Source organism: Streptomyces sp. NPDC048392 (genome assembly GCF_043200575.1).
Taxonomy (GTDB): domain Bacteria; phylum Actinomycetota; class Actinomycetes; order Streptomycetales; family Streptomycetaceae; genus Streptomyces.
On the sequence record NZ_JBICYB010000006.1, the window covers coordinates 254,600 to 281,339 of the forward strand.

General features: G+C 71.4%; 16 protein-coding genes. 7 read left to right on the forward strand and 9 right to left on the reverse strand.

Annotation, left to right across the window (positions count from 1 at the left end):
- Window positions 1–144: 144 nt before the first annotated feature.
- Both ACGFYH_RS12440 and ACGFYH_RS12445 read left to right on the forward strand, forming a co-directional pair.
- On the forward strand, window positions 145–7,539 hold the full coding sequence (locus ACGFYH_RS12440; RefSeq protein ID WP_393803077.1) for an SDR family NAD(P)-dependent oxidoreductase: 7,395 nt from the start codon (window positions 145–147) through the stop codon (window positions 7,537–7,539).
- A gap of 443 nt (window positions 7,540–7,982) precedes the next feature.
- Window positions 7,983–8,549 carry a dihydrofolate reductase family protein gene (locus tag ACGFYH_RS12445; protein WP_393803113.1) on the forward strand — a complete coding sequence of 189 codons (567 nt, stop codon included), beginning with the start codon at window positions 7,983–7,985 and terminating at the stop codon, window positions 8,547–8,549.
- A 48-nt stretch (window positions 8,550–8,597) separates the two neighbouring features.
- Here the strand turns inward: ACGFYH_RS12445 and ACGFYH_RS12450 are convergent, their stop codons facing one another.
- The 7 genes from ACGFYH_RS12450 to ACGFYH_RS12480 form a co-directional block, all read right to left on the reverse strand.
- A complete protein-coding gene (locus ACGFYH_RS12450) occupies window positions 8,598–9,836 on the reverse strand; it encodes a PP2C family protein-serine/threonine phosphatase (RefSeq protein WP_393803114.1) in 1,239 nt (412 codons plus the stop codon).
- Between the two features lie 323 nt (window positions 9,837–10,159).
- The gene (locus tag ACGFYH_RS12455; RefSeq protein WP_393803078.1) at window positions 10,160–10,471 is read right to left on the reverse strand and encodes an SCO5918 family protein; all 312 of its coding nucleotides are present in this window, start codon (window positions 10,469–10,471) and stop codon (window positions 10,160–10,162) included.
- Between the two features lie 53 nt (window positions 10,472–10,524).
- On the reverse strand, window positions 10,525–10,929 hold the full coding sequence (locus ACGFYH_RS12460) for a CBS domain-containing protein (RefSeq protein ID WP_393803079.1): 405 nt from the start codon (window positions 10,927–10,929) through the stop codon (window positions 10,525–10,527).
- Between the two features lie 52 nt (window positions 10,930–10,981).
- Window positions 10,982–12,493 (reverse strand): DEAD/DEAH box helicase, encoded by a 1,512-nt coding sequence (locus ACGFYH_RS12465; RefSeq protein ID WP_393803080.1) that lies wholly within the window; start codon window positions 12,491–12,493, stop codon window positions 10,982–10,984.
- Between the two features lie 324 nt (window positions 12,494–12,817).
- Window positions 12,818–13,021: a cold-shock protein gene (locus ACGFYH_RS12470; RefSeq protein WP_007387007.1), complete on the reverse strand. Its 204-nt coding sequence runs from the start codon at window positions 13,019–13,021 to the stop codon at window positions 12,818–12,820.
- 1,086 nt (window positions 13,022–14,107) lie between these two features.
- Window positions 14,108–15,661: an amidohydrolase family protein gene (locus tag ACGFYH_RS12475; protein WP_393803081.1), complete on the reverse strand. Its 1,554-nt coding sequence runs from the start codon at window positions 15,659–15,661 to the stop codon at window positions 14,108–14,110.
- A 617-nt stretch (window positions 15,662–16,278) separates the two neighbouring features.
- Window positions 16,279–17,133: an NAD-dependent epimerase/dehydratase family protein gene (locus ACGFYH_RS12480; protein WP_393803082.1), complete on the reverse strand. Its 855-nt coding sequence runs from the start codon at window positions 17,131–17,133 to the stop codon at window positions 16,279–16,281.
- Window positions 17,134–17,269: 136 nt separating this feature from the next.
- Here ACGFYH_RS12480 and ACGFYH_RS12485 point away from each other — a divergent pair, with 136 nt between their 5' ends.
- Together ACGFYH_RS12485 and ACGFYH_RS12490 are read left to right on the forward strand one after the other, a co-directional pair.
- Complete coding sequence (locus tag ACGFYH_RS12485) at window positions 17,270–18,118, forward strand: helix-turn-helix transcriptional regulator (RefSeq protein WP_393803083.1); 849 nt, start codon at window positions 17,270–17,272, stop codon at window positions 18,116–18,118.
- A 714-nt stretch (window positions 18,119–18,832) separates the two neighbouring features.
- Window positions 18,833–20,017: an IS701 family transposase gene (locus ACGFYH_RS12490; protein WP_393803084.1), complete on the forward strand. Its 1,185-nt coding sequence runs from the start codon at window positions 18,833–18,835 to the stop codon at window positions 20,015–20,017.
- Between the two features lie 4 nt (window positions 20,018–20,021).
- Here the strand turns inward: ACGFYH_RS12490 and ACGFYH_RS12495 are convergent, their stop codons facing one another.
- Entirely contained in the window at window positions 20,022–22,007 is a 1,986-nt protein-coding gene (locus tag ACGFYH_RS12495; RefSeq protein WP_393803085.1) for a helix-turn-helix domain-containing protein, read from the reverse strand.
- Window positions 22,008–22,299: 292 nt separating this feature from the next.
- Between ACGFYH_RS12495 and ACGFYH_RS12500 the strand changes: the two genes are divergently transcribed.
- Window positions 22,300–23,091 carry a methyltransferase gene (locus ACGFYH_RS12500; RefSeq protein ID WP_393803086.1) on the forward strand — a complete coding sequence of 264 codons (792 nt, stop codon included), beginning with the start codon at window positions 22,300–22,302 and terminating at the stop codon, window positions 23,089–23,091.
- Here ACGFYH_RS12500 and ACGFYH_RS12505 read toward each other — a convergent pair.
- Window positions 23,079–24,194 (reverse strand): transaldolase family protein, encoded by a 1,116-nt coding sequence (locus ACGFYH_RS12505; RefSeq protein ID WP_393803087.1) that lies wholly within the window; start codon window positions 24,192–24,194, stop codon window positions 23,079–23,081. The two genes, ACGFYH_RS12500 and ACGFYH_RS12505, sit on opposite strands and share 13 nt — an antisense overlap.
- A gap of 285 nt (window positions 24,195–24,479) precedes the next feature.
- On the opposite strand from ACGFYH_RS12505, the gene ACGFYH_RS12510 reads away from it, so the two are divergent.
- Window positions 24,480–24,968 (forward strand): cupin domain-containing protein, encoded by a 489-nt coding sequence (locus ACGFYH_RS12510; RefSeq protein WP_393803088.1) that lies wholly within the window; start codon window positions 24,480–24,482, stop codon window positions 24,966–24,968.
- 40 nt (window positions 24,969–25,008) lie between these two features.
- Window positions 25,009–26,676 (forward strand): FAD-binding oxidoreductase, encoded by a 1,668-nt coding sequence (locus ACGFYH_RS12515; protein ID WP_393803089.1) that lies wholly within the window; start codon window positions 25,009–25,011, stop codon window positions 26,674–26,676.
- Window positions 26,677–26,740 lie beyond the last annotated feature (64 nt).

Genomic DNA, 26,740 nt, shown 5'->3' on the forward strand with positions numbered 1-26,740 from the left:
CCGTTGCGAAACCGTCATGACGTATGTGTGCTGACATTCACTACAACGAGTGCCGTACAGAGAATTTCTCCACTCGTTGACCGCTTCGTCCACTTCAATCCGCACGAAGGCCAGTGATCGGTGTGAAGGAGTGGGGACTTGGCGATGCAGCAGCTTGAACGGGCCGTGGCGGTGGTGGGCGTGGGGTGCCGGCTTCCCGGAGGCATCACCGACCTGGACGGCCTGTGGGCCGTGCTGCGCGACGGGCGCGACGTGGTCGGCGAGATGCCCGCCGACCGGCTGCCCCGCGACCGGATCGTCGACCCGGGAGGCGTGCGGGCAGGTCGCAGCTACACCGCCGCCGGCGGCTTTCTCGAGGACGTCGCCTCGTTCGACGCGGCCTACTTCGGCATGTCACCCGCGGAGGCTCGGCACATCGACCCGCAACAGCGGCTGCTGCTGGAGATGGCCGCCGAGGCTCTGGACGACGCCGCCATTCCCGCCGAGGCACTGGCCGGGTCGGACACCTGCGTGTACGTGGGCGTCTCCGACCCCGGTTACGGCGTGAACCTGTCGATGATGCAGGACCACACCAGCCCGCACACCATGCCCGGCGCCACCCTGTCCATCACGGCGAACCGGATGTCGTACGCCTTCGACCTGCGCGGGCCGAGCATGGCCGTGGACACGGCCTGCTCCTCCGCCCTGGTCGCCCTGGACCGGGCCTGCCGCACCCTGCGCGAGGGCCCGGGCCGCGTCGCCCTGGTCGGCGGCGTCAACGTGCTGTCCAGCCCCTACTCCTTCGCCGGTTTCTCCTACGCGGGCATGCTGTCGCGGCGCGGACGCTGCGCGGCGTTCTCCGCCGACGCCGACGGGTTCGTCCGCGCGGAGGGCGGTGCGGTGCTCGTCCTCAAGCGCCTCGCGGACGCGGTGGCGGACGGTGACCGCGTCCACGCCGTACTGGCCGCCACCGGCAACAACACCGACGGCCGCAGCACCGGAATGATCGTGCCCAGCGCCGAGACCCAGGAGGCGCTGCTGCACACGGTCTACGCGGAGGCCGGGATCGACGCGGAGGCCGGGATCGACGCGGACGACCTGGTGTACGTCGAGGCCCACGGCACCGGCACCCAGGCCGGCGACCCGGCGGAGGCCGAGGCCATCGGCCGGGCCCTGGGCCGGCGCCGCAGCCGCGGACCGCTGCCGATCGGCTCGGTGAAGACGAACATCGGCCACCTGGAACCCGCCGCCGGAATGGCCGGCCTGCTCAAGGCGATCCTGGTCCTGCGCCACCGGCTGGTACCGGCGTCCCTGCACGCCCTTCCCCTCAACCCCCGCATCGACTTCGACGGCCTGGGACTGGCCCCCGCCATCGACCCCGTACCACTGGCCCCGGGACAGAGGGCGGCCGTCGGCGTGAGCGCCTTCGGCTTCGGCGGAGCCAACGCCCACGCCGTCGTCGTCCAGCCGCCCACCGCCCGGCAGCCCGAGCCGAACCCGATGCCGGACGGACGCCCGCTGCCCCTCGTCGTCTCCGCCCGGTCCGCCAAGGCGCTGAAGCAGATGACCGCCCGCATGGCGGAGCGACTGCGGAACGCCGAGCCGGCGGACTTCTACGACGTGGCCCACACCAGCACCGTACGGCGCACCGCGCACCCGCACCGCGCCGCCGTACTGGCCGCCGACCCGCGAGAGGCCGCCCGGCAGTTGGACCGGCTGACGGCCGCGGAGCCCGCGAGCGGGGCCATGGTGCGCGCCGGCGAGCGGGACGGAATCGCCTTCGTGTTCTCCGGCAACGCCTCCCAGTGGCCGGGCATGGCCGCCGACCTGCTGCGGAGCGAACCGGTCTTCCGAAGGGCCGTCCAGGACGCCGACGCGGCCCTCGCACCCCACCTGGGCTGGTCGGTGGCCAAGGAACTGGCCCACCCCTCACCCCGGAAATGGCAGCGCACCGAGGTGGCCCAGCCCGCCCTCTTCGCCGTGCAGGTGGGCCTCACCGCGCTGCTGGCCTCGCACGGGGTGCGCCCTCGGGCGGTGACCGGACACAGCGTCGGCGAGGTCGCCGCCGCCCTCGCCGCCGGGGTCCTCACCCTGGAGCAGGCCGCGCTGGTGATCGCCGAACGCAGCCGCACCCAGGGCGCCACGGCGGGCCGGGGCCGGATGGCCGCCGTCGGCCTGCCCGAGGCACAGGCAGGCGAGGAACTGCTCCGCCACGACGGCGCACTGGAGATCGCGGGGATCAACAGCGACCGGGACGTGACCGTGGCCGGGGACGCCGACGCGCTCGCGGCCTGGGGAGCCGAACTGACCGGCCGCGGCGTCTTCTTCCGCGAACTGGACCTCGACTACGCCTTCCACAGCCGGGCCATGGACCCCATCAGGAAGCCGCTGCTCGACGCCCTCGACGGTCTCGAACCCGCCCCGGCCCGCATCCCGTTCGTCTCCACCGTCGCCGGCACCCAGCTGGGCGGGCCCGAACTCGACGCCGCGTACTGGTGGCGCAACGTCCGTGAGCCGGTACGGTTCGCCGAGGCCGCCGCCCACCTCGCCACCGAGCACGCCGGTGTCCTGGTCGAGATCGGACCGCACCCTGTGCTGCGCCCCTATCTGCGCCACACGGGCGCCATCTGCGTCCCCACCCTGCACCGCGACGGGGACGGCCTGCGCGAGACCGCGGCGGCCGTCGCCGCCGTACTCGCCGCCGACACCGCGACCGACTGGCGGCACCACTTCCCCCGCCCCGGCCGGGTGGTCGACCTGCCCGCCTACGCGTGGCAGCACGAACGGCACTGGCACGGCACCGCGCAGGACCTGGTCGCCCACACCAGCGGCAGCGGCCTGCTGGACCATCCGCTGGTGGGCGAACGGATGCCCGCCCCGCACCCCGTGTGGCACGGCACCGTCGAGCCGCAACTGGTGCCCTGGCTGGGCGACCACAGGATCGGCGACGACGTCCTCATGCCGGCCGCCGCCTACGTGGAGATGGCTCTGAGCGCCGGTCGCCGGGCCATGGACCGCCCGGTCGAGGTACGGCACCTGGAGATCGGCCGTCCGCTGTCCCTGCGATGGCCGGACCCGACGCCGGTCGCCCTGCAGACCGCGGTCACCCCCGACGACGGCGCCGTGACCATCAGCGTCCGTGAGGAACACGGCGGCGAGTGCCTGCCCGTGGTACGCGCACAGGTCCGTAGCCTGCTCGGCACGGCACCGGCCCCGCTCGACGTCGGCGCACTCCGGGCACGCTGCGACCGGAGCGTCGACGGCCCCGGCTTCTACCAGATGTGCCACGGCATCGGTCTGCACTGCGGGCCGGACTTCCAGCTCGTCGACCGCGTCGACACCGGCGACGGCGAGGCACTGGTCAGCTACCGGCTGGTGCACCCCGCCGACGCCTACACCGCCCACCCGGTCCTGATCGACGCGCCGTTGCAGGCCACCGTGGCCCTCGCCGAGGCGCGGGGGGAGTCCGCCGCGTTCCTCCCGACCGTGTTCGGAGCCGTACGCGTGTGGCGCGCCCCCGCGCCCACCGGCGTCGTACATCTGCGCCGCCGCAGCCGCAGCGCCAACGAGATGTGCTGGGACATCACCTACGCCGACCCCGACGGCACGGTCACCGTCGAGATCGACGGCTGCCGCACCCGCCGGGCACACCTGGCCGAACACACCCCGCTGACCGTCCAGCGCACCGTCCTGAGGGCCGCCCCCCACCCGGGGACCGCCGCCCCGCGCTCCCCGCTCCCCACGCCCGCCGAGGTGGCATCCGCGGCCGAGCCGCGCATCGCCGCCGCACGCACCGCCCTGGACGACGGCGGCCACCGCCGGTTCACCGCGGCCGCCGAGCAGGCCGGCGCCCATTGCTGGGCCGGTACGCTGCACGGACTTCTCGCCGACCCGGCGGCCCCGTTCTCGATGGACGACCTCGTGGCCGGGGGCCTCCAGCCCCGGCACCGACGGCTCGCCCGGCTGATGCTGCCGCTGCTGGCCGAGCACGGTCTCGCCCGGCCGACAGGGGAGACCTGGCTGCTGACCGGCGCGGAGACCCGCGCCGAGGCCCTGCTGCGCGCCCTGGTCGAGGACCATCCCGCCTACGGCGCCGAGACACTGCTCATCAACCGGCACCTGCGCCGGCTGCCCGACGTGGTGCGGGGACACGCCGACGCACGCGAAACCCTGCCGGCCGGGGACAGCGCCTACGAGCAACTCCACGAGTCCGGCCCCACCCACCGCTTCGCCCACCGTGCCGTGCAGGCCCTGCTGGGTGACATCGTCGCCCGCTGGCCCGCCGACCGCCCACTGCGCCTCCTGGAGATCGGCGCGACCACCACCGCCCTGACGGCCGCGGTCCTGCCCGTGCTGCCGGCCGACCGGACCCGCTACACGTGCACCGCACCCACCGGCAGCACTCTCACCCGCGCCGAACACCGGTTCTCGGCTTACGACTTCGTCGACTACCGGAGGGTGAACCCGAACGCCGACCCGGCCGACCAGGGCCTGCCCCGAGGCGGATACGACCTCGTCCTCGCGGGCGACGCCCTGCACACCACCACCGACCTGGCCGCGACCCTGCGCCGGCTGCACGGCGTGCTGGCCCCCGGCGGACACCTGCTGGCCACTGAACCGCACCACGCCCCGCTCCAAGCTCTGCTGTACGGCACGCTGAACGATTTCTGGGAGCGCGGGGACCACACCCTGCGTCCCGTGTCCCGCATCCTCGGCCGGGACCGGTGGACACCGCTGCTGCACCGGTGCGGCTTCTCCGGTGTGGCGCAGACCGGGCCCGAGGACCGCTCCGTCCTCCTCGCCGCGGCGGACCACGGCCGGGCGACGGCCGTCACCGAGACAGCGCGGCCGGTTCCGGGCACCACCTGGGTGATCGCCGTCGAGGACGGCACCGAGACGGCGACGGCGCGAGCTCTGGCAGCCCGTCTCGGGAAGGCCACCGTGATCACCGCGCCCGACGAGGCCGCCTCCTGGAGCGCGGCCTTGCCCACTGAGCCCGATCCGCGTGTCGTCCTGCTGCTCGCCGCACCCGGCCCGCACGAGACCGTCACGCGGACCACCCGCCGCGCAGCCCTCCTGCGCTCCCTGGCCACCGCCTTCGACGGCCTGAAGGGCGGAACCAGCCCTCAGGTATGGCTCGTCACACGTCCGACCGGCCTCTTCCCGGCCCCGGAGCAGCCGACGCACCCGGTGGACGCGGCCGTCTGGGCGGCCTGCCGCACCCTCGCCAACGAGCGCCCGGACTTGTCGCTGCGCCGCTTGTCCTGCCACCGCACCGGCGACGCCGACACCGACGCCCGCCGCCTGGCCGGCGAACTTCTCGCACCCGGCGACGACGACCGGAGCGTTCGGGAGGACGAGGTCGTCCTGACCGCACGGGGCCGGTTCGTGCCCCGGCAGGTACAGCACCCGGTGAACGAGCCCCCGGGGGTCCCCGCCGGTACGCCGTTCATTCTGGAGGCCCGTGACCCGGGCCTGCACCGGCGGCTCGTCTGGCGGCAGGCGGACGCCGCCGAGCCGGGACCGGGCGAGGTGGTACTGGAGATGCGGGCCGTGGCTCTGAACTACCGCGACCCCATGCGGGCCAACGGCCTGCTGCCGCCCGAGGCGGTGGAGAACAGTCCGCTCGGCCGCGGACTGGGCACCGACGGTGCCGGCATCGTGCGGGCCGTGGGAACGGGGGTAGAGGACCTGAAGCCCGGCGACCGGGTCTGCGGCCTCGTGCCCGCCGCACTCGCCTCGCACGCCACGACCGCCGCCTTCGCCGTCGTCCGCGTTCCCGACGGGATGAGCTTCACGGAGGCGGCGACCTTCCCCGTCGCCTTCCTGACCGTCCACCACACCCTGGTCGAACTGGCCCGTCTCGGCGCCGGGGAGACCGTGCTCGTCCACGGCGGAGCCGGGGCGGTGGGTCTGGCCGTCCTGCAGTGCGCGCGCCGGCAGGGCGCCCGCGTCATCGCCACCGCCGGCACGGAGACCAAACGCGACCTGCTGCGTACGCTCGGCGTCGAGCACGTACTCGACTCCCGCAGCCTGGACTTCGTCCCCCGGGTGCGGGAGCTGACCGGCGGCCGGGGTGTGGACGTCGTGGTGAACTCCCTCAGCGGTGAGGCCATCGCCCGGGGCATCGACCTCCTGCGCCCCAACGGCCGCTTCATCGAGCTCGGCAAGAGGGACATCTTCCTCAACAATCCGATCACGCTGCGCCCCTTCCACCGCAGTCTCACCTTCATCGGCTTCAACCTCGACGCCGTCGTCGACGACCCGGCTCTCCGGACCCGGCTCGTCGGGGACTTCGCTGCGGCGATCGGCTCCCGCACCTACCGGCCCCTGCCCCACACGGTCTATCCCGCCGCCCGTGTCGACGAGGCCTTCCACCTCCTGCAGCACTCCCGGCACACCGGCAAGGTCGTCGTCACCTTCGACCCCCTGGACGAACCCGTCCCCGTCGAACCCGCACCCGGCTCCCTCCGCCTCGACGGCGAGGGCACCTACCTGATCACCGGTGGACTGAGCGGGCTCGGCGCCGCCACCGCACACCTGCTGGCCGATCGCGGGGCCCGGCACCTGGCCCTGCTCTCCCGCAGCGGACCCGACGCCCCCGGTGCGCGCACCCTGCTGCGGGAACTCACCGACCGTGGTGTGCGGGCCACCGCACACGCTGCCGACGTCACCGAGGAAGCGGCGCTGCGCCGGGTCCTCGAGGCCGTGGACGCCACCGGGCACCCACTGAAAGGCATCGTGCACGCGGCGATGCACATGGACGACGCGGTGCTGTCCGAGCTCACCGACGACCGGTTCGCCGCCGTACTGGCGCCCAAGGCGGCGGGCGCGGCCCTGCTGGACCACCTCACCGCAGACCGCGATCTGGACCTGTTCCTCGCGTACTCGTCCGTCTCCGCCAGTATCGGAAATCCGGGACAGTCCGCCTACGCGGCGGCCAACGCCTACCTGGAGGCCCTCACCCGGGCCCGGCGCGGCACCGGCCGGACGGGTACGGCACTGGCCTGGGGGCCGATCGGCGAAACCGGCTACGTCGCCCGCAGCGGCCTGGGGGCCGCCATGGCAGGACGCGGCCTCGAACTGCTCACCCCCGCCGAGGTCCTGACCACCGCCGACCACCTCCTGGCCGCCGGCACCGATGTCGCCGGAGCGGGCCGCTACCGCTGGGGGACCGCACGCCATCTGCTGCACGCCCTGACCACCCCTCGGTTCGCCCCGCTGGCTCCGGCGTCCTCCGCGGCATCCCCGGACGCCCGTAACGAGCTCCTGAACGCGCTGGCGGACCTCCCGGCGGACGAGGCGGTGCGCAAGATCACCGACGTGATCACCCAGCTCCTCGCCGGTGTCCTGCAGGCCGACCCGTCCGACCTCGACCCCACGCTCAACGTCACCGACTTCGGACTGGACTCCCTGCTGGGGATGCAGTTCCTGGTGCAGGCCCGGGATCTGTTCGACATCCGCCTCGGACCGGCCGACCTGGCCACCGGACGCACCCTGGCCCACTTCGCCCGGCTGGTCCACCAGCGGCTGGACCTGGGCACCGACGAGCGGCAATAGACGCACGGCGGGTGTCCGCCGTGCCGGGCCCCCCGGTACGGCGGACACCGCAGCCGGGGACCGGTCCCGCGGTGCCGCGGGTGCCTTGTCGTACGCGCTTGGTGGTCGGCTCGGCGAACGGGCGTGCCATCAGGTTCAGCCAGGACGATCCGGTCGAGGCGAAGTGCGGGCGGTAGGGGTGGGACAGCAGCCGGTCGGGTCTTGGATCGAAGTCTGGACACGGGGCGTGCGGCTGGCGTCGGCGAACGTCCGGCAGGTGTATGCGCAGGTCATGGCGGTGACGGAGGGCCCGTCTCGTCCTCGCCGGTACGTCGGAGGTTCCTTCCCGTGCCGAGAATCTGCTTGGCGTGGTGGTGAACTGGCCCTCGGCGTGGCCTGACCGGTGGCTTCTGCGGGCCGTGCTGGTCTGTACGCCGGACACCGACTCACGGGAGGCCGACGCCATGCGGGAACTGACCTTCGGCATGAACATGAGCCTGGACGGCTACATCGCCGCGCCCGGCGACGACCTCGGCTGGAGCGTGCCGAGCGACGAGCTGTTCCAGTGGTGGTCCGACCGGGTGGACGCGACGGGCCTGGCCCTGTACGGGCGCAAGCTGTGGGAGACGATGAGCGCCCACTGGCCGACCGCCGACAAGCAGCCGGGCGCCACACCGGCGGCGATTGAGTTCGCCGGCCGTTGGCGGGACATGCCGAAGGTGGTGTTCTCCTCCACGACCAGCACGGTCGACTGGAACGCCCGTCTGGTCGCCGGCGACGCGGTCACCGAGATCACCAGGCTCAAGGCCGACGGCGGCGGCCCCATGGACGTCGGCGGTGCCACCCTCGCCGCGGCGGCCATGCGGGCCGGGCTGATCGACGAGTACGCGATCGTCACCCATCCGGTCCTGGTGGGCGGCGGCACGCCGTTCTTCACCGCTCTGGACAACTGGGTGAACCTGAGCCTGGTGGAGACCCGGACGTTTCCCGACGGCGTGGTGCTGACCAGGTACGAGACCAGGCTGCGCTGAGTGCCCGACGGCGGATCAGCGCGGGCTCCGGGCCACCCAGGAATCAGGTCAGCGCCCCGCAGTGGTTGGTCCCGTGCTTGACGGGGGTGAGGCGTCGGCGAGGTTGGCGCCGGTGGCGGCGTCCCGTTGAGCGTACTCGGCACCGTGCCAGTCCAGGCACATGACGGTCGCGTCGTCCTCCAGGTGACCGTGGCTGGCGTCGACGATCGCCCCGATGAGGGTGCGAGCGGCCTCTCGGGGGTGCAGCGCGCGGGTGTCGGCGATCAGGGCGGACAGGTCCAGGCTGTTGGCGTTGCGTTCCAGCATGCCGTCCGTCAGCATCACGAGCCGGTCGCCGGGTCGAAGGTCCAGCGACTGCAGCCGATAGGGGTGCGTGGGGCGGACGCCGAACGGCAGATCGACCTTTGGGACGATCTGCTGCACTTTCCCGTCCCGCATCCGCAGCGGCCAGGGGTGGCCGGCGTTGATGAAGTGCGCCTCGCCGTCGAGCAGGCTGATCCGCAGCAGCTGACCGGTGACGTAGCCTGCCATGCCGTGCTCGCGCACGGCCTGGTCGCCCTGGCGGGCTTGCTCCTCAAGGCCGGCGCCCCCTCGCCGGGCCCGGCGCAGGGCACCCACCACCAGGGTGGCCAGCAGCGCGGCGGCGACGTCGTGACCCATGGCGTCGGTGACGGAGAGCTGGACGGAGTCCCGGTCGATGACGTAGTCGAAGGTGTCACCCCCGACGTGGTCGGCAGGCTCCAGCGCTCCGGCCACCGCGAACTGTGCCGCCTCGCACGCCAGCGACACCGGGAGCAGCCGGTGCTGGATCTCCGCGGCCAGGCTCAGCGGGACAGTGCGCCGGCCCCACTGGTAGACGTCGGTGAACGACCGGTTCGCGATGACGATGTAGGCCAGCGCGTGCGCCGTCTCACCGATCTCCCGCATCGTCTCCACATCCGGCGCCGTCGGCAAGAACAGTTCCAGGAGGCCGATGGCGTCCCCACGATTGGTCACCGGAGCGACGATCCGCACCAGCGCGCCCTCACCCTGGTCCTGGACCCCCGGCCGCTGGCTGCGGATCACATCGTCGTACAGGGTGCCCCGCAGCGGGATACGCCGGGCCGACTCACCGGTCTCGACACTGCCTGCGGCGCCCAGCCGTACGACCGAGCTGCCGTTGAAGTCGGTGATCAGGAACGACACCGACGCGGCCCCCAGGTGCTCCTTTAGCATATGGGCGACAACGTCGAGCGACTCCACGGGCGCCGCGGTCTCCGCCGCCTCCAACGTCCCTGCCAGCGTCAACGCCCCGCCCGCACGATTCCTGCCTGACCCCAATGCGGTCACGGCGCCTCCTCACTCCTTGGCTCGATGCCGCTCGGGACACGGGGTGCCGGTGTCCTGTCCAGCACCGAACTGGTCCTACGGCACCACGTGTCCCGGCCTCCACTCGGATACCCAGCCGTCCGGCCGTCATGGCTCTGGGACCGCGTACGGTCAGGTTGAGCCCCCTGCGCCCCGTGCTGCCGCATGCGCCTCATGGGGCAGGCAGAAGGATGGCACCGAGTGCACAGGGACGGCTGCGAAGCTCGCCGCTGCGGCGACGACGGCTCACGCCTGCCCTTCGGTCAGACGGTTGTGGGGGCCCCGAGCATCGCGGAAGCCTCCTGGAACGCGCTGAGTGTGCGCGTGGGTGCAGCGGCCGGGGCAAGGTCGCGGCAGGTGAAGCCGAGCCGGGCCATGGCCCGGAGGACTTCGGCGGCGCTGAAGTCGCGGCGATCCTGGCGGGTGACGACCTGCCCGACCTGCTTGACGGGGTAGGTGCGGCGGCCGACGATCACGGACGCCCCGAGGACTCGCTCAGGCTTGACGCCCTTCATCGATTCCAGGACGCCGCTCTTGGTGAGGTCGAAGGGAAAGCGGGCGATGACGCAGCGCATGATGCCTCACAGGGGGAAGAACGAGGGGATGGTTCTGCCGCGGTTGCGGTGGTTCAGCGGGTCGGGGCGAGGACGCCCTGGGCGTTGCCGTGTTCGTCGACCACGGGCAGGGCACCGAGGCGGCGGTAGCGCATCGCGTGCTCGGCTTGGGCCGTCGTGGTCACGGGTGGGGCGAAGGGCCCCGGGCCTACGAGGATGTCACGCGACTTGACCCGGTCCGAGTACATGGAGCTGTCGCGGACCGCCGTGGGCCTGGCCTGGGTGAGAAGTCCGGTGCACCCGCCGTCGTTGTCGAAGACGAGCGGGTGTGCGGTGCGGGCGCTCGCCATGACGGACAGGGGCATCTCGACGGTGATGTCGCCGCGGACCTGCGATCCGGCGGTCTCCATGGTGTCGGCCACCGTCCTGGGCGCGGGGGTGGCACGCGGGGAGCGGGGCTGTGTTCGAACCATCGTCACTACGTGCCTCCTGCGGAGGTGGGCCAGATTCCTGAACCGGAACGCGAAGTCCTTACGCCGCGGCGTTGAACGAGGACTGCCGGGTCCTGCGCCGGGCGGCCGAGGCGGGGCTGCGTCGGCCGCGTGAGGACGACGTGCCACGCGGATGCCGCTCGGCGACCGGCGCGGTGATCGTCACGGGGATGCCGGTGGGCGTCTGGGCGCCGGTGATCTGGCCGAGTGCCTCTTCGCCGGAGCGGACCTGGGTGGTCTCGGGCATGATGCCGGCGGCGGTCATGAGGCGGGTCATGTTGCGGCGCTGGTTGGGAGTGACCAGGGTGACGACCCGGCCGGACTCGCCGGCGCGCGCGGTACGGCCGCCGCGGTGCAGGTAGTCCTTGTGGTCGGTCGGCGGGTCGACGTTGACGACCAGGTCGAGGTTGTCGACGTGGATGCCGCGGGCGGCGACGTTGGTGGCCACGAGCACGGTGACGTGCCCGGTCTTGAACTGGGTCAGGGTCCGGGTGCGCTGCGGCTGTGACTTGCCGCCGTGCAGGGCGGCGGCCCGCACCCCGCTGTTGAGCAGGTCCTGCGTCAACCGGTCGACGGCGTGCTTGGTGTCCAGGAACATGATCACCCGGCCTTCGCGCGCCGCGATCTGCGTCGTGGTCCAGTGCTTGTCCGCGCCGTGGACGTGCAGCACGTGGTGCTCCATCGTGCTGACCGCGCCCGCGGACGGGTCGACGGAGTGGACGACCGGGTCGGTGAGGTAGCTGCGGACCAGGCGGTCGACGTTGCGGTCGAGGGTGGCGGAGAACAGCATCCGCTGGCCCTCGGGGCGGACCTGGTCCAGGAGCGCGGTGACCTGGGGCATGAAGCCCATGTCGGCCATCTGGTCCGCCTCGTCCAGGACGGTGATCGCGACCTGGTTCAGCCGGCACTCCCCGCGGTCGATGAGGTCCTTGAGCCGTCCCGGCGTAGCGACGACGACCTCGGCCCCACTGCGCAGCGCGTTGGCCTGCCGGCCGATCGACATTCCTCCCACGACCGTGGCGAGACGCAGCCGCACCGAGCGGGCGTAGGGAGTGAGCGCGTCGGTCACCTGCTGGGCCAGCTCACGCGTCGGCACGAGGACCAGGGCCAGTGGCTGGCGGGACTCGGCACGCTGCCCGGCGGTGCGGGCCAGCAGGGCCAGGCCGAAGGCGAGTGTCTTGCCGGAACCGGTGCGCCCGCGTCCCAGGGCGTCGCGGCCCGCGAGGGTGTTGGGCAGGGTCGCGCCCTGGATCGGGAACGGGACGTTCACCCCTTGCGCGGTCAGCGCGGCCAGCAGCGGCTTGGGCATGTCGAGGTCGGCGAACGCCTCGACCGCGGGCAGTGCGGGCGTGATCGTCTCCGGCAGGGCGAACTCGCCCTGCACCGCCGCGGGCCGCCGGCCGTAGCCGCCCGAACGGCCCGAACCCCCTGAACGGCTCGGGGCGGACGAGCCGAAACGGCTGCCCCGCCTCGAACCGGTGCTGGAACCGGAAGCGGGGCCGTCGCCACGGCCGCGGCGGGAAGAGCGGTCATTCGTACGTGCGAAGTTCATTGGGAACCTTCCTTGATACGGCACGTATCAAGGAATTCCCGCAGCGGAAGCAGCGCGGGGAATCGCGAGAACGGACCGAATGGATGCGTAAAGGAATACTGGAGTGCAGTAGATCTGGTGCGAATTGCGGCGACGGGATTTCTGAGCTCATATGGGCGTGAAATCCCGGGACCCTACCGGTTGCGCCTTGGACGAGGCGCGCGTCCCTGGACGAGGGACCGCGGGCGCCTCTCGTCGCGCAGGCCGCACCACCGCGGGAAATATCCGCAGCTGCGGCCCGCACCCCAAGGGATGCGGGCCCCAGCTACGAAGTGTGCGTCAACGTCAGGCGAGGACGATGTTCTCGGCCGTCGGGCCCTTCTGGCCCGCCGCGATGTCGAAGGTGACCTTCTGGCCTTCGAGCAGCTCGCGGAAGCCTTGGGCGGCGATGTTCGAGAAGTGGGCGAACACGTCGGCGCCCCCACCGTCCTGTTCGATGAAGCCGAAACCCTTGGCTGCGTTGAACCACTTCACAGTGCCTGACGCCATGTCATATCTCCTCTTGGGCAGTACGCCGGGACCCGCGGTGCGCGGATACCGGGTCGCCGCGATGATGCCCCGTCCGGAAAACGACCGGCCGTACGAAAACGCCGCCTGCGACTGACAATGCCGACGAAGACGCTTGAAGTTCTGGGAACCACAACTGCAGCTGAGATTCGACAGTATCATGAGATGGCGGGCCGAGTGCGGTATATGGCTTTGCCTTGCTGATTGCAGCAAAAACACTTTCCGTGGGACGTGTCAAACCCTTACCTCGCGGCCATAGATATTGACCCACCCGAAGCGCAGCGTTTCAAAAACAGCGATCGCCGCGAAGAGCTCGTGAAAGGATCTTGTCGGGACGCTCTGGCCGGGCGTGACCGTGTGGCGTTCCGGCCGCTGGTGTCGTGTGACGACGACTCGGCCGTGAATCGTGGATGAGGACTTGCGGGCACGGATCGAACCGCTGCCGCTGCCTTGGCCGGAGCGGTTACCGGATCGGTTGTGTCTGCGGGGCGGCCTGTACGCCTGCACCAGGACATTGCCTGCAATTCCTGCCGCAGGAGCCGGGATTGGGATCCGGGCAGACGTACCGGCGGCGCCTGGACCGCTGGCCGGTTCCCCGTCGTCTCCGCCCGCGCCCGCAGCGCCCGCAGCGCCCGGTGCACCGGGTTCGCATGACGCGGCCCGTCCTCCAGGTCACGTCCCGTCTCGTGGCGTAGGCGATCAGTCGTCTGACGCGACTGGCAGGACGGTCGGGGTGTCGGGCCGGCGGCGGGCTGCAGGTGTCAGCGAGCGCACCACCTGCCTTCGGCGTCCGGGGACGTAGGCGGACGGTGAACGACTTCACTTCGTAGACGACGCGTGCACCGCTGCCGGTCCACTGCACCGGTCCCGGCGTCACCCCCGCCGCTGCCGCCGACCGCCCGCGCCGTCTCGCGCAGACGCAGCATCAGCAGGGTCACCAGTGCATCGGACGCCTTCGGCCTCCGGGTCGGGCCTGTGCCAGAGCAACTCGACGGACGGGCGCCCCAGCAGAGCGTCCCTTGGCCGCGGACGGCACCGCTCGTCCGCGAGGCCGCCACCGGAGGGCTGTCAGGGGTGTCCGCCGCAGCCGCAGCCCTTCATGGTCGCCCCCTCCCGGGGCGGCGGGGTCTGCGCGGCGGCCTCTTCCACCGCCGCAAGGAGTCGGCGGCGTTCCCGAGGTGGGATCCATCTGCCGTCCACGACCACGCCGTGGATGCGGCGGGTGTTGCGGATGTCACGCAGCGGGTCGGCGTCGAGGACGAGCAGATCGGCAGCCTGTCCGCGGGCCACGGTGCCCACGGCGGGCAGGCCGAGGGTGCGAGCCGCGTCCCGAGTGGCCGCGCGCAGGGCCTCAGCCGGGGTGAGCCCGGCCGCCACGAGCAGCGTCAGCTCGTCGTGGAGGGCGAAGCCCGGGACCAGGTATCCCGTGCCGGTGTCGGTGCCCGCCGCCAGCCGCACACCCGCGCCGTGCAACTCGCTCACCAGCCGGAGCCGGTGCGCGAAGATCTGGCGGATCCGCCGGTCCTGCTCGGGGGTGCGGCCACCGGTCAGGGCCGCCAGCTGGTCCGGCCAGCTCTCCACCTGCCAGGCGGGCAGATACTTCCACTCCTCGGCCCCGGACGGAACGTCGTCGGGCAGCTCCAGCGTGCGGTGCACGCTGAGCGTGGGGACGATGGCGGTCCCGTCAGCCGCCAGTCCGCGGAAGAGGGCGTCCGCCCGGTCCCGGTCGTAGCCCTGCACCGCCCGCCATTCGAGGGGATGCACCTGCTGGAACCAGCTGTGGTAGCGGGACAGGCTGCTGGGGTCGCGCGGGTCGATCCGCACGGCGGACAGACGGCGCCGTATTTCCTTCCCGTGCCGTGAGGTCGCCAGGAGCAGCGCGTGCAGGTGCTCGACGGCGCGGTGGCCGGTGGCGCTCGCCTCCGCGATCCGTACGGTGTCGGGGCAGTGCCCGAGGTGGGGGATGCCCTGGCGCCTGGCCTCGTCCGCGACAGCGAAGTAGGCCTCGCGGGACAGGCGGGAGTACACCTTGACGAAGTCCGCACCCTCACGCTTTACCTGCCGTACGGCGCGCCGGGCCTCGGCCGCGTCGCGGACCTCGATGGTTGGGCCCACGTCGGCCGCCCACAGAGAGGGCGCGCCGTCGATGATGGGGCTGCCGACCACCCAGCGGGGGCCGAGCAGCGCACCGCTGCGGATCTTCTCGCGCCACTCGTGGTGGACGGGCCGGCCCCGCATCTCCCGGACCGTGGTGACGCCGGCGAGGGCGTACAGGGCCGGGATCACCGTCTCCGGGCCGTCGCTGTGGGTGTGCGTCTCGATCAGGCCCGGGATCAGGTACTTGCCGGTCAGGTCGACCGTGCGGGTGCCCGGGCGGAGCCGGGTGCGTGCGCTCGGGGCGAGTCCGGTGACGCGGCCGCCCTCTATGACGACCGTCATGCCGGGGGCCGGGGGTGCTCCCGATCCGTCGATCACGGTGACGTGGGTGAGCGCCAACGGGCCGGTGCCGGCGCCGTTCGCGGCCCTCCTCCCGGCCGCGCGTGCCGTGCCGGCGGGTGCCGCGCTCGTCAGTGCCGTACCCGTCACGGCGGCGGCCCCGGCCAGGAACCCTCGTCGGGCCATGCCGCGATGTGCCCCACCTGTTGCTTCGGACATGCTGTTTCCCCTCGGCTTGTGGATCCGCCGGCCGTGTCCGCCGACCTCCACGACTCTGGCCGACACCGAGCGATAGGACAGTGCGGCCAGACCGTGCGTGTGGGGTGTTGCTGGGACCACCGGCGGTCATCCCCGGCACCGGGGTTGCCCCCGCCCGTCAACCGGCCGCCCCCCGGGAGCGATCACGCCGACTCGCGCCTCTCGCTCGGGCGGTCAGAGAGCACGGGGATCAGAACCACGTGCCGAGCTGGCCGCCAGGGCAGCTGACCGTCGAGACGAAGAGTCGCAGCGGCGGAACCCGGGCGCCGTTTTCGTGCGGCCTTGGCGAGCTCCAGCTCAGCAGGTGTTCGAATCTGCTGGGTGCTGCTGGAGGGTCGTCCGCCATGACTACGGTGATCGGGACGAGGCCGATCACATGGGCCTGCGGACCACGGAGCAGGTCCAGGAGCACGGCTGGAGCCCGTCATGGCGTCGGCCGACGACGAAGGGCCCGGCTCGGCGTAGTGGTGGGGGCCGTGATTGCGGTGGCGGGGCTGGGCTGCCGGGGCGGATCACAGGGGTGGTCTGACCGGGCGCAGTGATCGTCACAGGGCTCCGGCGTCCCGCGCCGTCCAGACACTCGGGTAGATCGGGCGGAAACCGAGCTCCCGGCGGATCCGCTGGGTGGACATGATTCCGAGCCACGGGTCGGGGTCCGTGAGCTCGTGGAGACCGGCGGGCACCTCGACGCCGTTGAGCTGGTACAGCTCGACCGTCGTGACGGGGGCGTCATCGGCGATGTTGTAGATCTGGCCGGTGATGCCCGGCGCGTACAGCAGACGCATCAGGCCCTGGGCGACGTCCGCGTGGTGGGCCATCTGCAGGCGCTGGTGCGGTGCCCAACCAGATGCCCAGTGCAAGGCGTTGGCCAGGTGTGGGTCGCCCTCGCCGTAGACGAAGGGGAGCCGTCCGACGCGTACGTCCAGGTCCTTGAGGGCGAGCAGTTCGCGCTCGGCGTCGCCCTTGGACTCGGGGTAGGCGCCCCACATGGCGCCGCCCGGCCGGCTCTCGTCCTCCTCGGTCAGCGGGCGGCCCCGTCCGACGCCGTACACATTGTTCGTGCTGACCTGCACGAACCGCTCCACGCCCAGGGCCTGCGCGGCGCGGCCCAGGGCCACCGCGGCGTCCCGGTTGACGGCCCACGCCTCCTCGTCCGGCACCCCGCGGAAGGAGGCGGCGACGTTCACTACGGCGTCCGCGCCGGCGAGCGCCTCGCGGAGTGTCTCCTCGCGGCGCAGGTCTCCTACGGCGACCTGCGCGCCCAGCTCGGCGAAGCGCTCGCCGCGGGCCGCGTCCCGCACCAGGACGCGGACCTGCTCGCCCGGCTGCCGCTGAGCCAGCAGCCTCGGCACGAAGCGGCGTCCGACCTGTCCCGTCGTACCGGTCACCAAAGTCAGCATGATGTGCTCCTCACCCACTGTGTCGCCTGTCGTTGATGACCAGCCTCGGCGGGTGTGGGGACGAGGGGGAGAGACCTCTTCATCCAGGGATCGCAAGTCCCTGGATGAGCCGGCCGGCCTCCCGCACCATGGAGAGGTGAACCGAGCCGAACTCGCCGACTTCCTGCGCCGCGCTCGCGCCCGCCTGGACCCCTCCGAGGTGGGCCTGACGGCCGGAGCCCGCCGCCGTACGCCGGGGCTGCGCCGCGAGGAGGTGGCCCAGCTGGCCGGCATGTCCGTGGACTACTACACGCGGCTGGAACAGTCCCGGGGCCCGCGTCCGTCCCGCCAGATGCTCACCTCTGTGGCCCGCGCCCTGCGCCTGACGGAGGACGAACGCGACCACCTCTTCCACCTCACCGGGGAGGAGCCGCCGCGCCGGGAGGCGACCAGCACGCACGTACGCCCGGGCCTGCTCCTGGTGCTGGACCGGCTGCACGACACCCCGGCGATGGTGGTGACCGACTGCGGCGAGGTCCTGGCCCAGAACGCGCTGTCGCGGGCGCTGAGCGGAGACCTCCTCGTCCGCCCGCCGCGGGCGCGCAACATGATCCGCCGCTTCTTCCTGGACCCGGCGGCTCAGGAGCTGTTCCCGCCCGAGGACCGCCCGGAGCGCGCCCGCGAGCTGGTGGCCGGCCTGCGAGCGGTGGCCTCGGCACGCCCCACGGCCCCCGAACCCGCCGCCCTCGTCGCCGAACTACGCGCTTCGAGCGAAGAGTTCACCCACCTCTGGGACAAACACGAGGTCGCCGTACGCCGCGCCTCCACGAAGCGCTTCCGGCACCCTGCGATCGGCATCCTCGAACTCGACTGCGAGGTCCTCGTCAACTCCGACCACGACCAGCAGCTCGTCATCCACACCGCCCGCCCGGGCACGGAGTCGTACGAGCGCTTGCAGTTGCTGCGGGTAGTGGGCTTGCAGGACCTGACACCGGCGGGCTCCTGACTGCGTGCGCGCCCTACCCTCGACGGCTTCACAGCCTGCACCGGCCTGGCCCTCGACGATCCCGTTTCGCCCTGACGAGCCGAAGTCAGTAGGTAGGCCCCTTCGGCTCGTCGTCCATCCGGTCCGCTGACCGCTCGGCGTCCGGAACACGGCCCGGCCGCCACGTGGAGCGACACGTCCTGATGGTGGGGCCTCCAAAGCGATCGTCATGACGCGGCGAAGGCCGCGGGCTGTCACCCCGTCTGCTGCAGTGGCTACTTGGTTCCCCGTGGTGCAACCGGGAAGGCCGACCACCCCGCCCGTTCCGCCCTCGGGAGCACCGGATGGCCGGTGGGGCCGGCGAGCGACGGCCGGGCGGGTGGACAGGTGGGCCCGCGCGGACCGACGGCCAGGGTGCACCGGCCCGTCGGGAAGCGGCGATCCGTCGTGTCAGCGCGGCTGCCGCTCGTCACCGTGGTGGTCAACCCCGTCGGCGACCTCAGCCCCGTCTCGGTAGGCGCGGCGGCTGAGCGTGGTGCGCTCACGGCGGCCGCGAGGTGACCGCACCACACACGGGTGCTGCGGCCGCCTCGCGGCCGCCGTCGGAGGGAGCCTCTCGGGGGTGGCCCGGCAACCGTCGTCGCTCGCAGGTGTGTGTCGGGTGCACCTCCCGTTGCCGGACGTGCCCGGCCAGTGTGGAGGGAACAGCTGACAAGTTGACGAGCGGGGGGAACCGTGAACGCGAAAGTCGTCTCCTGGCACCGAATACGACAAGGAGCTTGCGACGTCACCCATCCGGGCGACGAGTTCAGTTCTGAGCTCTTCGCGTCCTTGCGCCGGAGTGACCAGCGTCTGAGGGCGCGGCAATATCTGAGTGGGCTGCTGGCGGCGGAGGGACGCAAGTCGATCCGCAACATCGCTGCCCTCGCAGGCGGGGCTGCGGCTGAGCAGAGTCTGCACCACTTCATCAGCAGCTCCACCTGGGACTGGTCGCCCATACGCGAAGCCCTCGCCGCCCATGTCACGCGGGTGCTGGCACCGAGGGCCTGGGTCGTACGACCGCTGTTCATTCCGAAGGCCGGCGAGCACTCGGTGGGGGTGGAGCGGCAGTTCGCCCCGGAGCTCGCTCAAGTGGTCAACGGCCAGCTGGCCTTCGGGGCCTGGGCCGCGGCTGAGGGGGCCAGTGTCCCCGTTCAGTGGCGGCTACATCTTCCCGAGTCCTGGCTCGGGGACGCGCGCAGGCGTCGTAGGGCGGAGATTCCCGACAGTGCCGAGGCGGAGACACCGGACGAGTGCGCGACCGTCACGGCGCTGACCGCGCTGGGCCACTGGGCGGTGCCGAAGCGTCCCGTCGTGCTGGACGCCCACGTGACGAGCCTCGGCGGCGTCATCCGGCCCTTCGTCGAAGCGCAGGTCCCCCTGCTCACCCGGGTGAAGGGGAGCACCCTGCTGGTCGTGGCGGACCGCGCGATGCCCGGGTACCGGGCGGGAGCCGTCCCGGCCCGCCACATCATGGAGTCCGTGCAGGGCTTGCGCCGTCCGTCGACGGCCGCCGGAGGGCCGGTGCGGCACACCACGCTCGCGGCGGCGGTCCGGGTACGGCTTCCCCGGCCGGGTTCCGGGCCCGAGCTGTTGCTGATCGGCGAGTGGCACGAGGGCGGGAAGGCGCCGGTGACCCTGTGGCTCGCGGCCCCGGCGACGGCACCCGTCGGTGACCTCGTGCGGTTGACGCGGCTTGCGCAGCAGGTCGCCCAGGATGAGAAGCGGATCGGCGAGCAGGTGGGCGTCCGGGACTTCGAGGGGCGCTCGTTCCGGGGCTGGCACCGCCACATGACCCTGGCCTCCGTCGCCCACGCGGTGTCGGCGCTGGCGGACGAGCCGGGTCAGCTGCGTCTCCGTGCGCCTCGACTCTCCGCCTGACCCCCTATGGCCCCGACCCTCGCGGAGCCGGACTGCCGGCGTCCCGGGCCGCCCCGGTGGCCGCGTGCCGGTGCTGCAGGGTTCGCCGGGTGCGGTGCAGTCGCAGGGCGAGCTGGATCTCGAGTGCTCGTTCGGGGTCCTGCCAGTCGGCTCCGAGGAGTTCGGCGATGCGCTCCAGCCGTCTGGACACCGTGTTGGGGTGCACATGCAGGTCGGAGGCCGCGCGGGTCGGGCTCGACGAGGAGGCGAAGTAGGCGTCGAGCGTGCGGGTCAGCTCGGTGAAGCGCTGGGTGTCGTAGTCCACTACGGGTCCGATCACGGACCTGATGTACTCGCCGACGCCGCGGTTCTCGGAGAGCAGGACACCGAGGAAGCCCATCTGCTGCGGGGTGGCGACACAGCCGAGGTTGCCCAGCTCGGTGAGCGCCTCCAAGCAGCTGAGGGCCTCGCGGTGGGCCTGGGCCACGCGGCCCGGGCCCGAGACGGGGCCGGCCGCCCCGACCGTGACGGGATGACCGACGAGCGGCGTGAGCTCCTCGGAGACTGCGGTGGCCGCGGCGAGGGGGTCCTCGCTGGGGACCAGCAGCGTCACATAGCCGTCACGGAACCTCATGAGCCCGGACATGCGATGGGCATACGACGATGCCCACGCGGCGGCCCGGCCTTCCGGACCTCCCTCGGGCCGTGCCAGCACCATCACATGCGGTTCGTCGATGGCGATGCCGAGTCGGCGTGCCCGTGGAATCAGCTGGCGCGGCTGCGTCCGGATATCGCTGAGCAGTTCATCCAACAGCTCGTCACGGATCTGGTCGTGGGCGACGGTCGAGGTGCGCTGCAGCAGCAGGATGAGGGCCACCGCCCGCGCGGTGAGCTGGAGCAACCGCACTCCGAAGCCGTCTGTGAGCGGTTCGTCGGGAACCAGCAGAATGGCACCGAGGTTCTCGCCGCCGGCCGTGACCGGCGCGACCCAACCGCCGTCAGGCATCGGCACGGGGCAGCCCGCCGCATGGGCGTCATAGGTCCACCTGAGCACGTCGTCCTCGGTGAGCCGGGGCGGCGTACCGGTCACGACGATCGTGCGTCCGACGCAGTCCCTGACGACCAGCGCCCCCGACAGCTCCTTGACCGCCGCTTCGGCGAGGGTCTGCGGATCGCAGCCGCTGAGTACCAGGTCGATCAGTCGGATGTAGGCAGCCTCGACGCGGCGTTGCACGTTGAGACTGCTCCTGGCGCGGGAGGTGTCCAGTTCCAGCTCGGTCACCTCGGCGCGGGTGGCCTCCAACAGCCGCGCGCGTTCGATGGCGACGCCTGCGAGCCTGCCGAGCGAGCGCATGAGGCTGATCTCGTCCGGCGTGAAATGCCGTACCTTCCGGTCGGCGCCGTAGAGGGTGCCGAAGACCGTCGTGCCGTAGCCGAGCGGCACCGCCAGGATGGCGTGCAGGCCTTCGGCCCGTACGACGGCATCGATGTCGGGGGAGTGCGGAAGATCCCTGTCGGCCAGGTAGTCGGGGCTCCAGGCGGGCGCCCCGCTCCGCTGGACGAGGCTGCCGAGGCCGGAGTCCTCGAAGGTCTTCAGGCCCACGCTGAGCGATGTGGTCTCGCCCTCTGCCGCGCGGATGGAGGAGGCCCGGCCCTCGTCGTCCGCGGCGCGCAATCCGATATAGGCCATGTCGAAGTTGAGCAGTCGGCGTGCCCGCCGTGCGATCTCGTGCAGGAGCGCCTCCATGCCGTGCACCAGGGTGAGGTCGTGGGCCGTGTCGACGAGCGCGGCAAGGCCGGCTTCGCGCTGCTGCGCGTGGCCGATCAGGGCCTGGACACGCGAGGCCAGGCGGACGGCCTGATCGAGTTCCGCGAGGGTGCTGTCGGGAGCTTCCTCGCGCCGGGCGGTGCGCAGCAGTTCCTCGAACCGCGCCGGCGGTGCCCCCACGGCGAGCAGTTCCAGTACGGACATCACATCCGGCGAGTCCGGCTCCGGCCCCCCTGTCATCATTTCCCCCGTGATTCCTCTGTGATCAAGCGTGATCGAGCAAGTCGGTCCGCAGAGAGCCTAAGGTCGTGACCCGGCGCCTGTCATCGCTTACTGTACGTGGCCGCACTGGTGTTCCCCGAGGGGTGGTGGCCGAGGCACCCTCATCCCTCACCTACGGTGTGGTCGGACCACCTGCCGCTCGTCCCCCATGTCACGGAAGGATCGAGCCGGGACCGTGCGCAAGGGGATGTGGGCGGTGGCCGGGGACGCCGAAGGCGGTGCCCGGCAATCAGGAGAGGACTGTCGGGGCGGGATGTCCGAGATCAAGAATTATCTACGTTCGCTCGAACGCAGCCGTGACTCCATGCGGCCGGAGCACCGCCCAGAGGTCTTCTCACTGCGCGGAAGGGAATGGGACTTGCTCGACACGGTCTTCGCCCCCTTGCACGCCGGTACCACCGAGATCGTCCTGGACCTGCTGGGCCTCTCCGATCCTGTACGCCACCCGCGGTGCGGGGCGTTTTTGGAGATCGGCTGCGGCGCGGGAGTCGTCGCCGTGACGGCGGCCCTCGCGGGCTGGGAGCGGGTCGTCGCCTCCGACATCAACGCGGATGCGGTGGCGAACGCAGCACTCAACTCACGGCGGCACGGGGTCGCCGACCGCGTCCGAGCCGTGCACAGCGACCTCTTCGAAGGGCTGCCCGCCGGGCAGCTCTTCGACACGATCGTCTGGAGCTCGCCGTACGTGCGCGCACCGGAGGACTACCGCTTCAGCACTCCCCTGGAACGTGCCTACGTGGATCCCGGGTACGAGGCACACCGCAGGTATGTGGACGAGGCGCCGCGCCGGCTGACGCACGAAGGCCGGGCCCTGCTGCACTTCAGCAGCAGGGGGGACATGGACGGACTGCGCCGGATCGCCGCGGAGGCGGGGCGGCGGCTGCGGGTGCTCCGCAGGCACGTCGTCGTCGACAGGGGAGACTCGGTCGAGCACTTCTTGGTGGAAGTGTGTTCCGGCGAGGGGCCGTCGCAGGGGTGCGTCGGGCCCGTGCACCGTGGCGCGCTGCGTAGCCCGCCCGCCCGAGAGACGACTCAGCCCGCCTGAACCGCCGTCAGAAGCTCGTCCCACGCGGCACGCTCCCTCTCGACCGCCGCGGCTTCCAGGTCGCGCGCGAGCGAGTCGAGGACGATGCCGGCCCGTTCGAACGCGTCCAACGCCCGGCAGGCCGAGCCGTGTTCACCGGACAGGGTGTCGCCGTGGAACCCCTCGCGACGGACCAGCGCTTCGAGCGCCGACTGGGGCAGGGCGTGCAGGGTCATCCAGGCGATGAGCCGCTCGACTCGGTCCAGCGCGGTCCGAGGGGACTCCCGCGCGTTCTCCGATGTCCACAGCAGACGTTGAGGGCGGGCGCCGTCGGCCACCAGGGAGCGCCAGTGGGGACAGCCGAGGCTTTCCTCGTAGCGGCGGTAGACGAGCCGCGCGGTGACCACCCCGGCTTGTCCATGCAGCGCGGCGGCGCAGGGGTCCGCTGAGCCGTCCAGCAGAGCGTTGACACTGGTGTCCAGATGACCGATGTCCAGCGAGACGAGCGAGGTGACGGCGGACGCGGCGTGGCCGTCGGCCATGACACGCTCCAGGCCGCGAAAGTAGGTGTCCACCGCCTCGGCATACCGCTGTACGGAGAACACGGAGGTGACGTGCACGCCGACCCGGTGGGCGAGCAGTTCACCGGCGGCGGCGAGTCCCCTGCCCACGGCGGGAATCCGGATCAGTACGTTGGGGCGGTCCACCATCTCCGCGAGCCGCCTGGAGTGGTTGAGCATCGCCTCGGCATCCGCGGTCAGCCGGGGCTCGATGCCGAGGGAGACCCAGCCGTGCATGCCCTGCGTCGCCCGGAACACCGGTTCCAGCGCGGTGCAGGCCGCGCGGGCGTCCTCGGCGATGAGCGCATAGACGCGTTCCTCCATGGACGGGGTCGCGCTCGAAAGCCGATTCAGTTGGTCCCGGTAGGCGGTGGTGCCCGACATCGCGCGCGCGACGGCGGCGGGCCGGGAGACGACGCCACCGACCAGCCCGTCGGCCACCAGTCTCTCCAGGCTGCCATCGGTCAGCCGGCCACGGTGATAGTCGTCCAGCCAGAGACCGACCCCCTCCGCCGTGAGCTGGTACAGGGCGTCACTGTGTTTCGGGCGCGGCCGTGTGGTCAATGACTGCCTCCGCTCCAGCGGCCGAACGAGAAGGACAGCCATAATCCTAGGGCCCGACATCACACTTCTGTCCATGTCGCGACAACGGTCCAGTTACTGCGTGATCACATCGCGGAGAACCTGACAAAGTATGGTATTCGGCTTGCGTTCCGGTGTGTTCTGTGTCGCGTAGGGCTGTGCGGCGACACCTGACAAACTAAGCCCTGCGCGTTGCGGGCTCCGATGGTGCTGTGTGAAGCTCTCGGCGAAATGGTGAATGAGTAAACGTAGTGTGCTGGAGGAACCTTGACCGCAGGGCTCGACGGACGGTCGCCGGTGATTCGCCGCGACGGCGAGGGGATTTCCCGGCTCTGGGGAAAAGGGTCGGTGGTCACCACGAAACTCTCCGCCGAGGAGACCGGTGGTGCCTTGGGAGTCACGCACTTCAGCGCTGTGCAGGGGGAGCGCGCACCGCGCCATACACACACGCTCGAGGACGAGATATTCATCATTGAGGGGGGAGAAGTCCGCCTCACCGTCGGCGACCGCACGGAAATTGTCAAGGGCGCGGGCGTGTTGTTCCTGCCGCGTGGAATTCCGCACTCCTATCTGGTGGAGAGTGAAACCGCACGTTTTTATGTCGTCACCACGCCCGGTGGGTTCGAGAGGTTCTTCTCGGAGGCCGGATACTCGACCGATTTGGGAAAGTCGGCGCCGGTCGGCGGATCGTGGTCGGTGGACCGCACGCTGGAATTCGCCGAAAACCTCGGCCTCGGCGTCGTCTGGGGCGACTGACCACAAGCTCGCACCGATACAGGAAGAGAACGAGAGTTCCATGAAAAGACGAAGTGTCCTGGCCGGCACGGCCGTGGCCATAGCCGCCACGGCCCTGGAGGCCGGCCCCGTCGCGACAGCCGCCACCGCTGCCAACGCCGCCAAGGGAACCGCCCCCGACGCCGTCACCGTCCTCCCGAGCGACCCCCGTTACGCCGATCTTGTGGTCGGCAACAACTCCCGCTGGGTCGCCCGGCCCGATTCCGTCCGCCTGGTGCGGACCACCGGGCAGGTGGTGCGGGCCGTTCAGGAAGCTGTGGACGGCAACAAGCGAATCTCGGTGCGCAGCGGCGGCCACTGCTACGCGGACTTCGTCTTCAACCCCGAGGTCCGGGTGGTCATCGACACCTCCCTGCTCAACACCATCGCCTACGACGCGGGGCTCCAGGCATTCGAAGTGGGCGCGGGATCGACGCTGCTGCATGTGTACGACTCCCTCTTCAAGGGCTGGGGCGTCACCATCCCCGGTGGCATGTGCTACTCGGTGGGTGCGGGCGGTCACATCAGCGGCGGCGGCTACGGAATGCTGTCCCGGCGGCACGGCCTGACGGTCGACCACCTGTACGCGGTCGAGGTGGTCGTCGTCGACGCGAACGGCAAGGCCCGCAGGGTGGTGGCCACGCGCGAGGCCGACGACCCCAACCGCGACCTGTGGTGGGCGCACACCGGCGGTGGCGGCGGCAACTTCGGCGTCATCACCCGGTACTGGTTCCGCAGCCCGGGTGCCACCGGCACCGACCCCTCCTCGCTGCTGCCCAAGCCCCCGAAGGAGGTTCTGGTCAGCGCGCTCGCTCTGCCGTGGAGCGAGCTGGACAAGGGCTCCTTCGTCTCCCTTGTGCGGAAGTTCGGCGCCTGGCACGAGAGGAACGGCTCCGCCGGCTCCTCCGCGGCCTCACTGTGCAGCTTCCTGATGATGAACCACCGGGCGAACGGCAGCATCGGCCTGCTGACCCAGATCGACGCCACCGTCCCCGGCGCGGAGAAGGTGCTCGACGACTTCCTCACCGAGGTCACCTCCTCGCTGTCCGACGCGGCCGTACGCCCGATGTCCGAGCCCGTCGGCGAGCTGGGTGCGCTGCCCGGCCTGTTCACGCCTCAGCGCCTTCCGTGGCTGCACTCGGTCAAGCTGCTGGGCACCAGCAACCCGACCCTGACCGATCCGACGCTGCGTGGCCATCACAAGTCCGCCTACCTGCGCAAGAACGTCACCAAGGCGCAGGCCACGGCGATGTACCGGCACCTGACGCGCACCGACCACGACAACCCCCAGTCCATGGTCGTCCTGCTCTCGTACGGTGGGAAGATCAACACGGTGGGCTCCGGCGACACCGCGTCGGCGCAGCGGGACTCGGTCTTCAAGGGACTGTTCCAGAGCTTCTGGTCGAGCGCCGAGGACGACGCCGCGAACATCGGCTGGACGCGTGACGTGTACGGCGAGGTCTTCTCAGCCGGCGGCGGATATCCCGTACCGGGCGCGGCGACGGACGGCTGCTACATCAACTACCCCGACGCCGACATCACCGACACGAAGGTCAACACCAGCGGCGTGCCCTGGTACACGCTCTACTACAAGGGCAACTACCCGCGGTTGCAGCGGACCAAGGCCGCGTACGACCCTCGGAACACCTTCCGGCACTCGCAGTCCATCACCCTTCCCGACCACACGTGAGGCGAGCTGTGCAGCAGCATGACGTCGACGCGGCCGAGCGGACGAAGCCGACCGCAACGGCCGT

What these genes read in the sequence shown, in the direction of transcription:
- ACGFYH_RS12440 (WP_393803077.1), top strand. Translation starts at nt 145, where the DNA reads ATGCAGCAGCTTGAACGGGCCGTGGCGGTGGTGGGCGTGGGGTGCCGG.
- ACGFYH_RS12445 (WP_393803113.1), top strand. Translation starts at nt 7,983, where the DNA reads ATGCGGGAACTGACCTTCGGCATGAACATGAGCCTGGACGGCTACATC.
- ACGFYH_RS12455 (WP_393803078.1), bottom strand. Translation starts at nt 10,471, where the DNA reads ATGCGCTGCGTCATCGCCCGCTTTCCCTTCGACCTCACCAAGAGCGGC.
- ACGFYH_RS12465 (WP_393803080.1), bottom strand. Translation starts at nt 12,493, where the DNA reads ATGAACTTCGCACGTACGAATGACCGCTCTTCCCGCCGCGGCCGTGGC.
- ACGFYH_RS12470 (WP_007387007.1), bottom strand. Translation starts at nt 13,021, where the DNA reads ATGGCGTCAGGCACTGTGAAGTGGTTCAACGCAGCCAAGGGTTTCGGC.
- ACGFYH_RS12475 (WP_393803081.1), bottom strand. Translation starts at nt 15,661, where the DNA reads ATGGCCCGACGAGGGTTCCTGGCCGGGGCCGCCGCCGTGACGGGTACG.
- ACGFYH_RS12480 (WP_393803082.1), bottom strand. Translation starts at nt 17,133, where the DNA reads ATGCTGACTTTGGTGACCGGTACGACGGGACAGGTCGGACGCCGCTTC.
- ACGFYH_RS12495 (WP_393803085.1), bottom strand. Translation starts at nt 22,007, where the DNA reads ATGATGACAGGGGGGCCGGAGCCGGACTCGCCGGATGTGATGTCCGTA.
- ACGFYH_RS12500 (WP_393803086.1), top strand. Translation starts at nt 22,300, where the DNA reads ATGTCCGAGATCAAGAATTATCTACGTTCGCTCGAACGCAGCCGTGAC.
- ACGFYH_RS12515 (WP_393803089.1), top strand. Translation starts at nt 25,009, where the DNA reads ATGAAAAGACGAAGTGTCCTGGCCGGCACGGCCGTGGCCATAGCCGCC.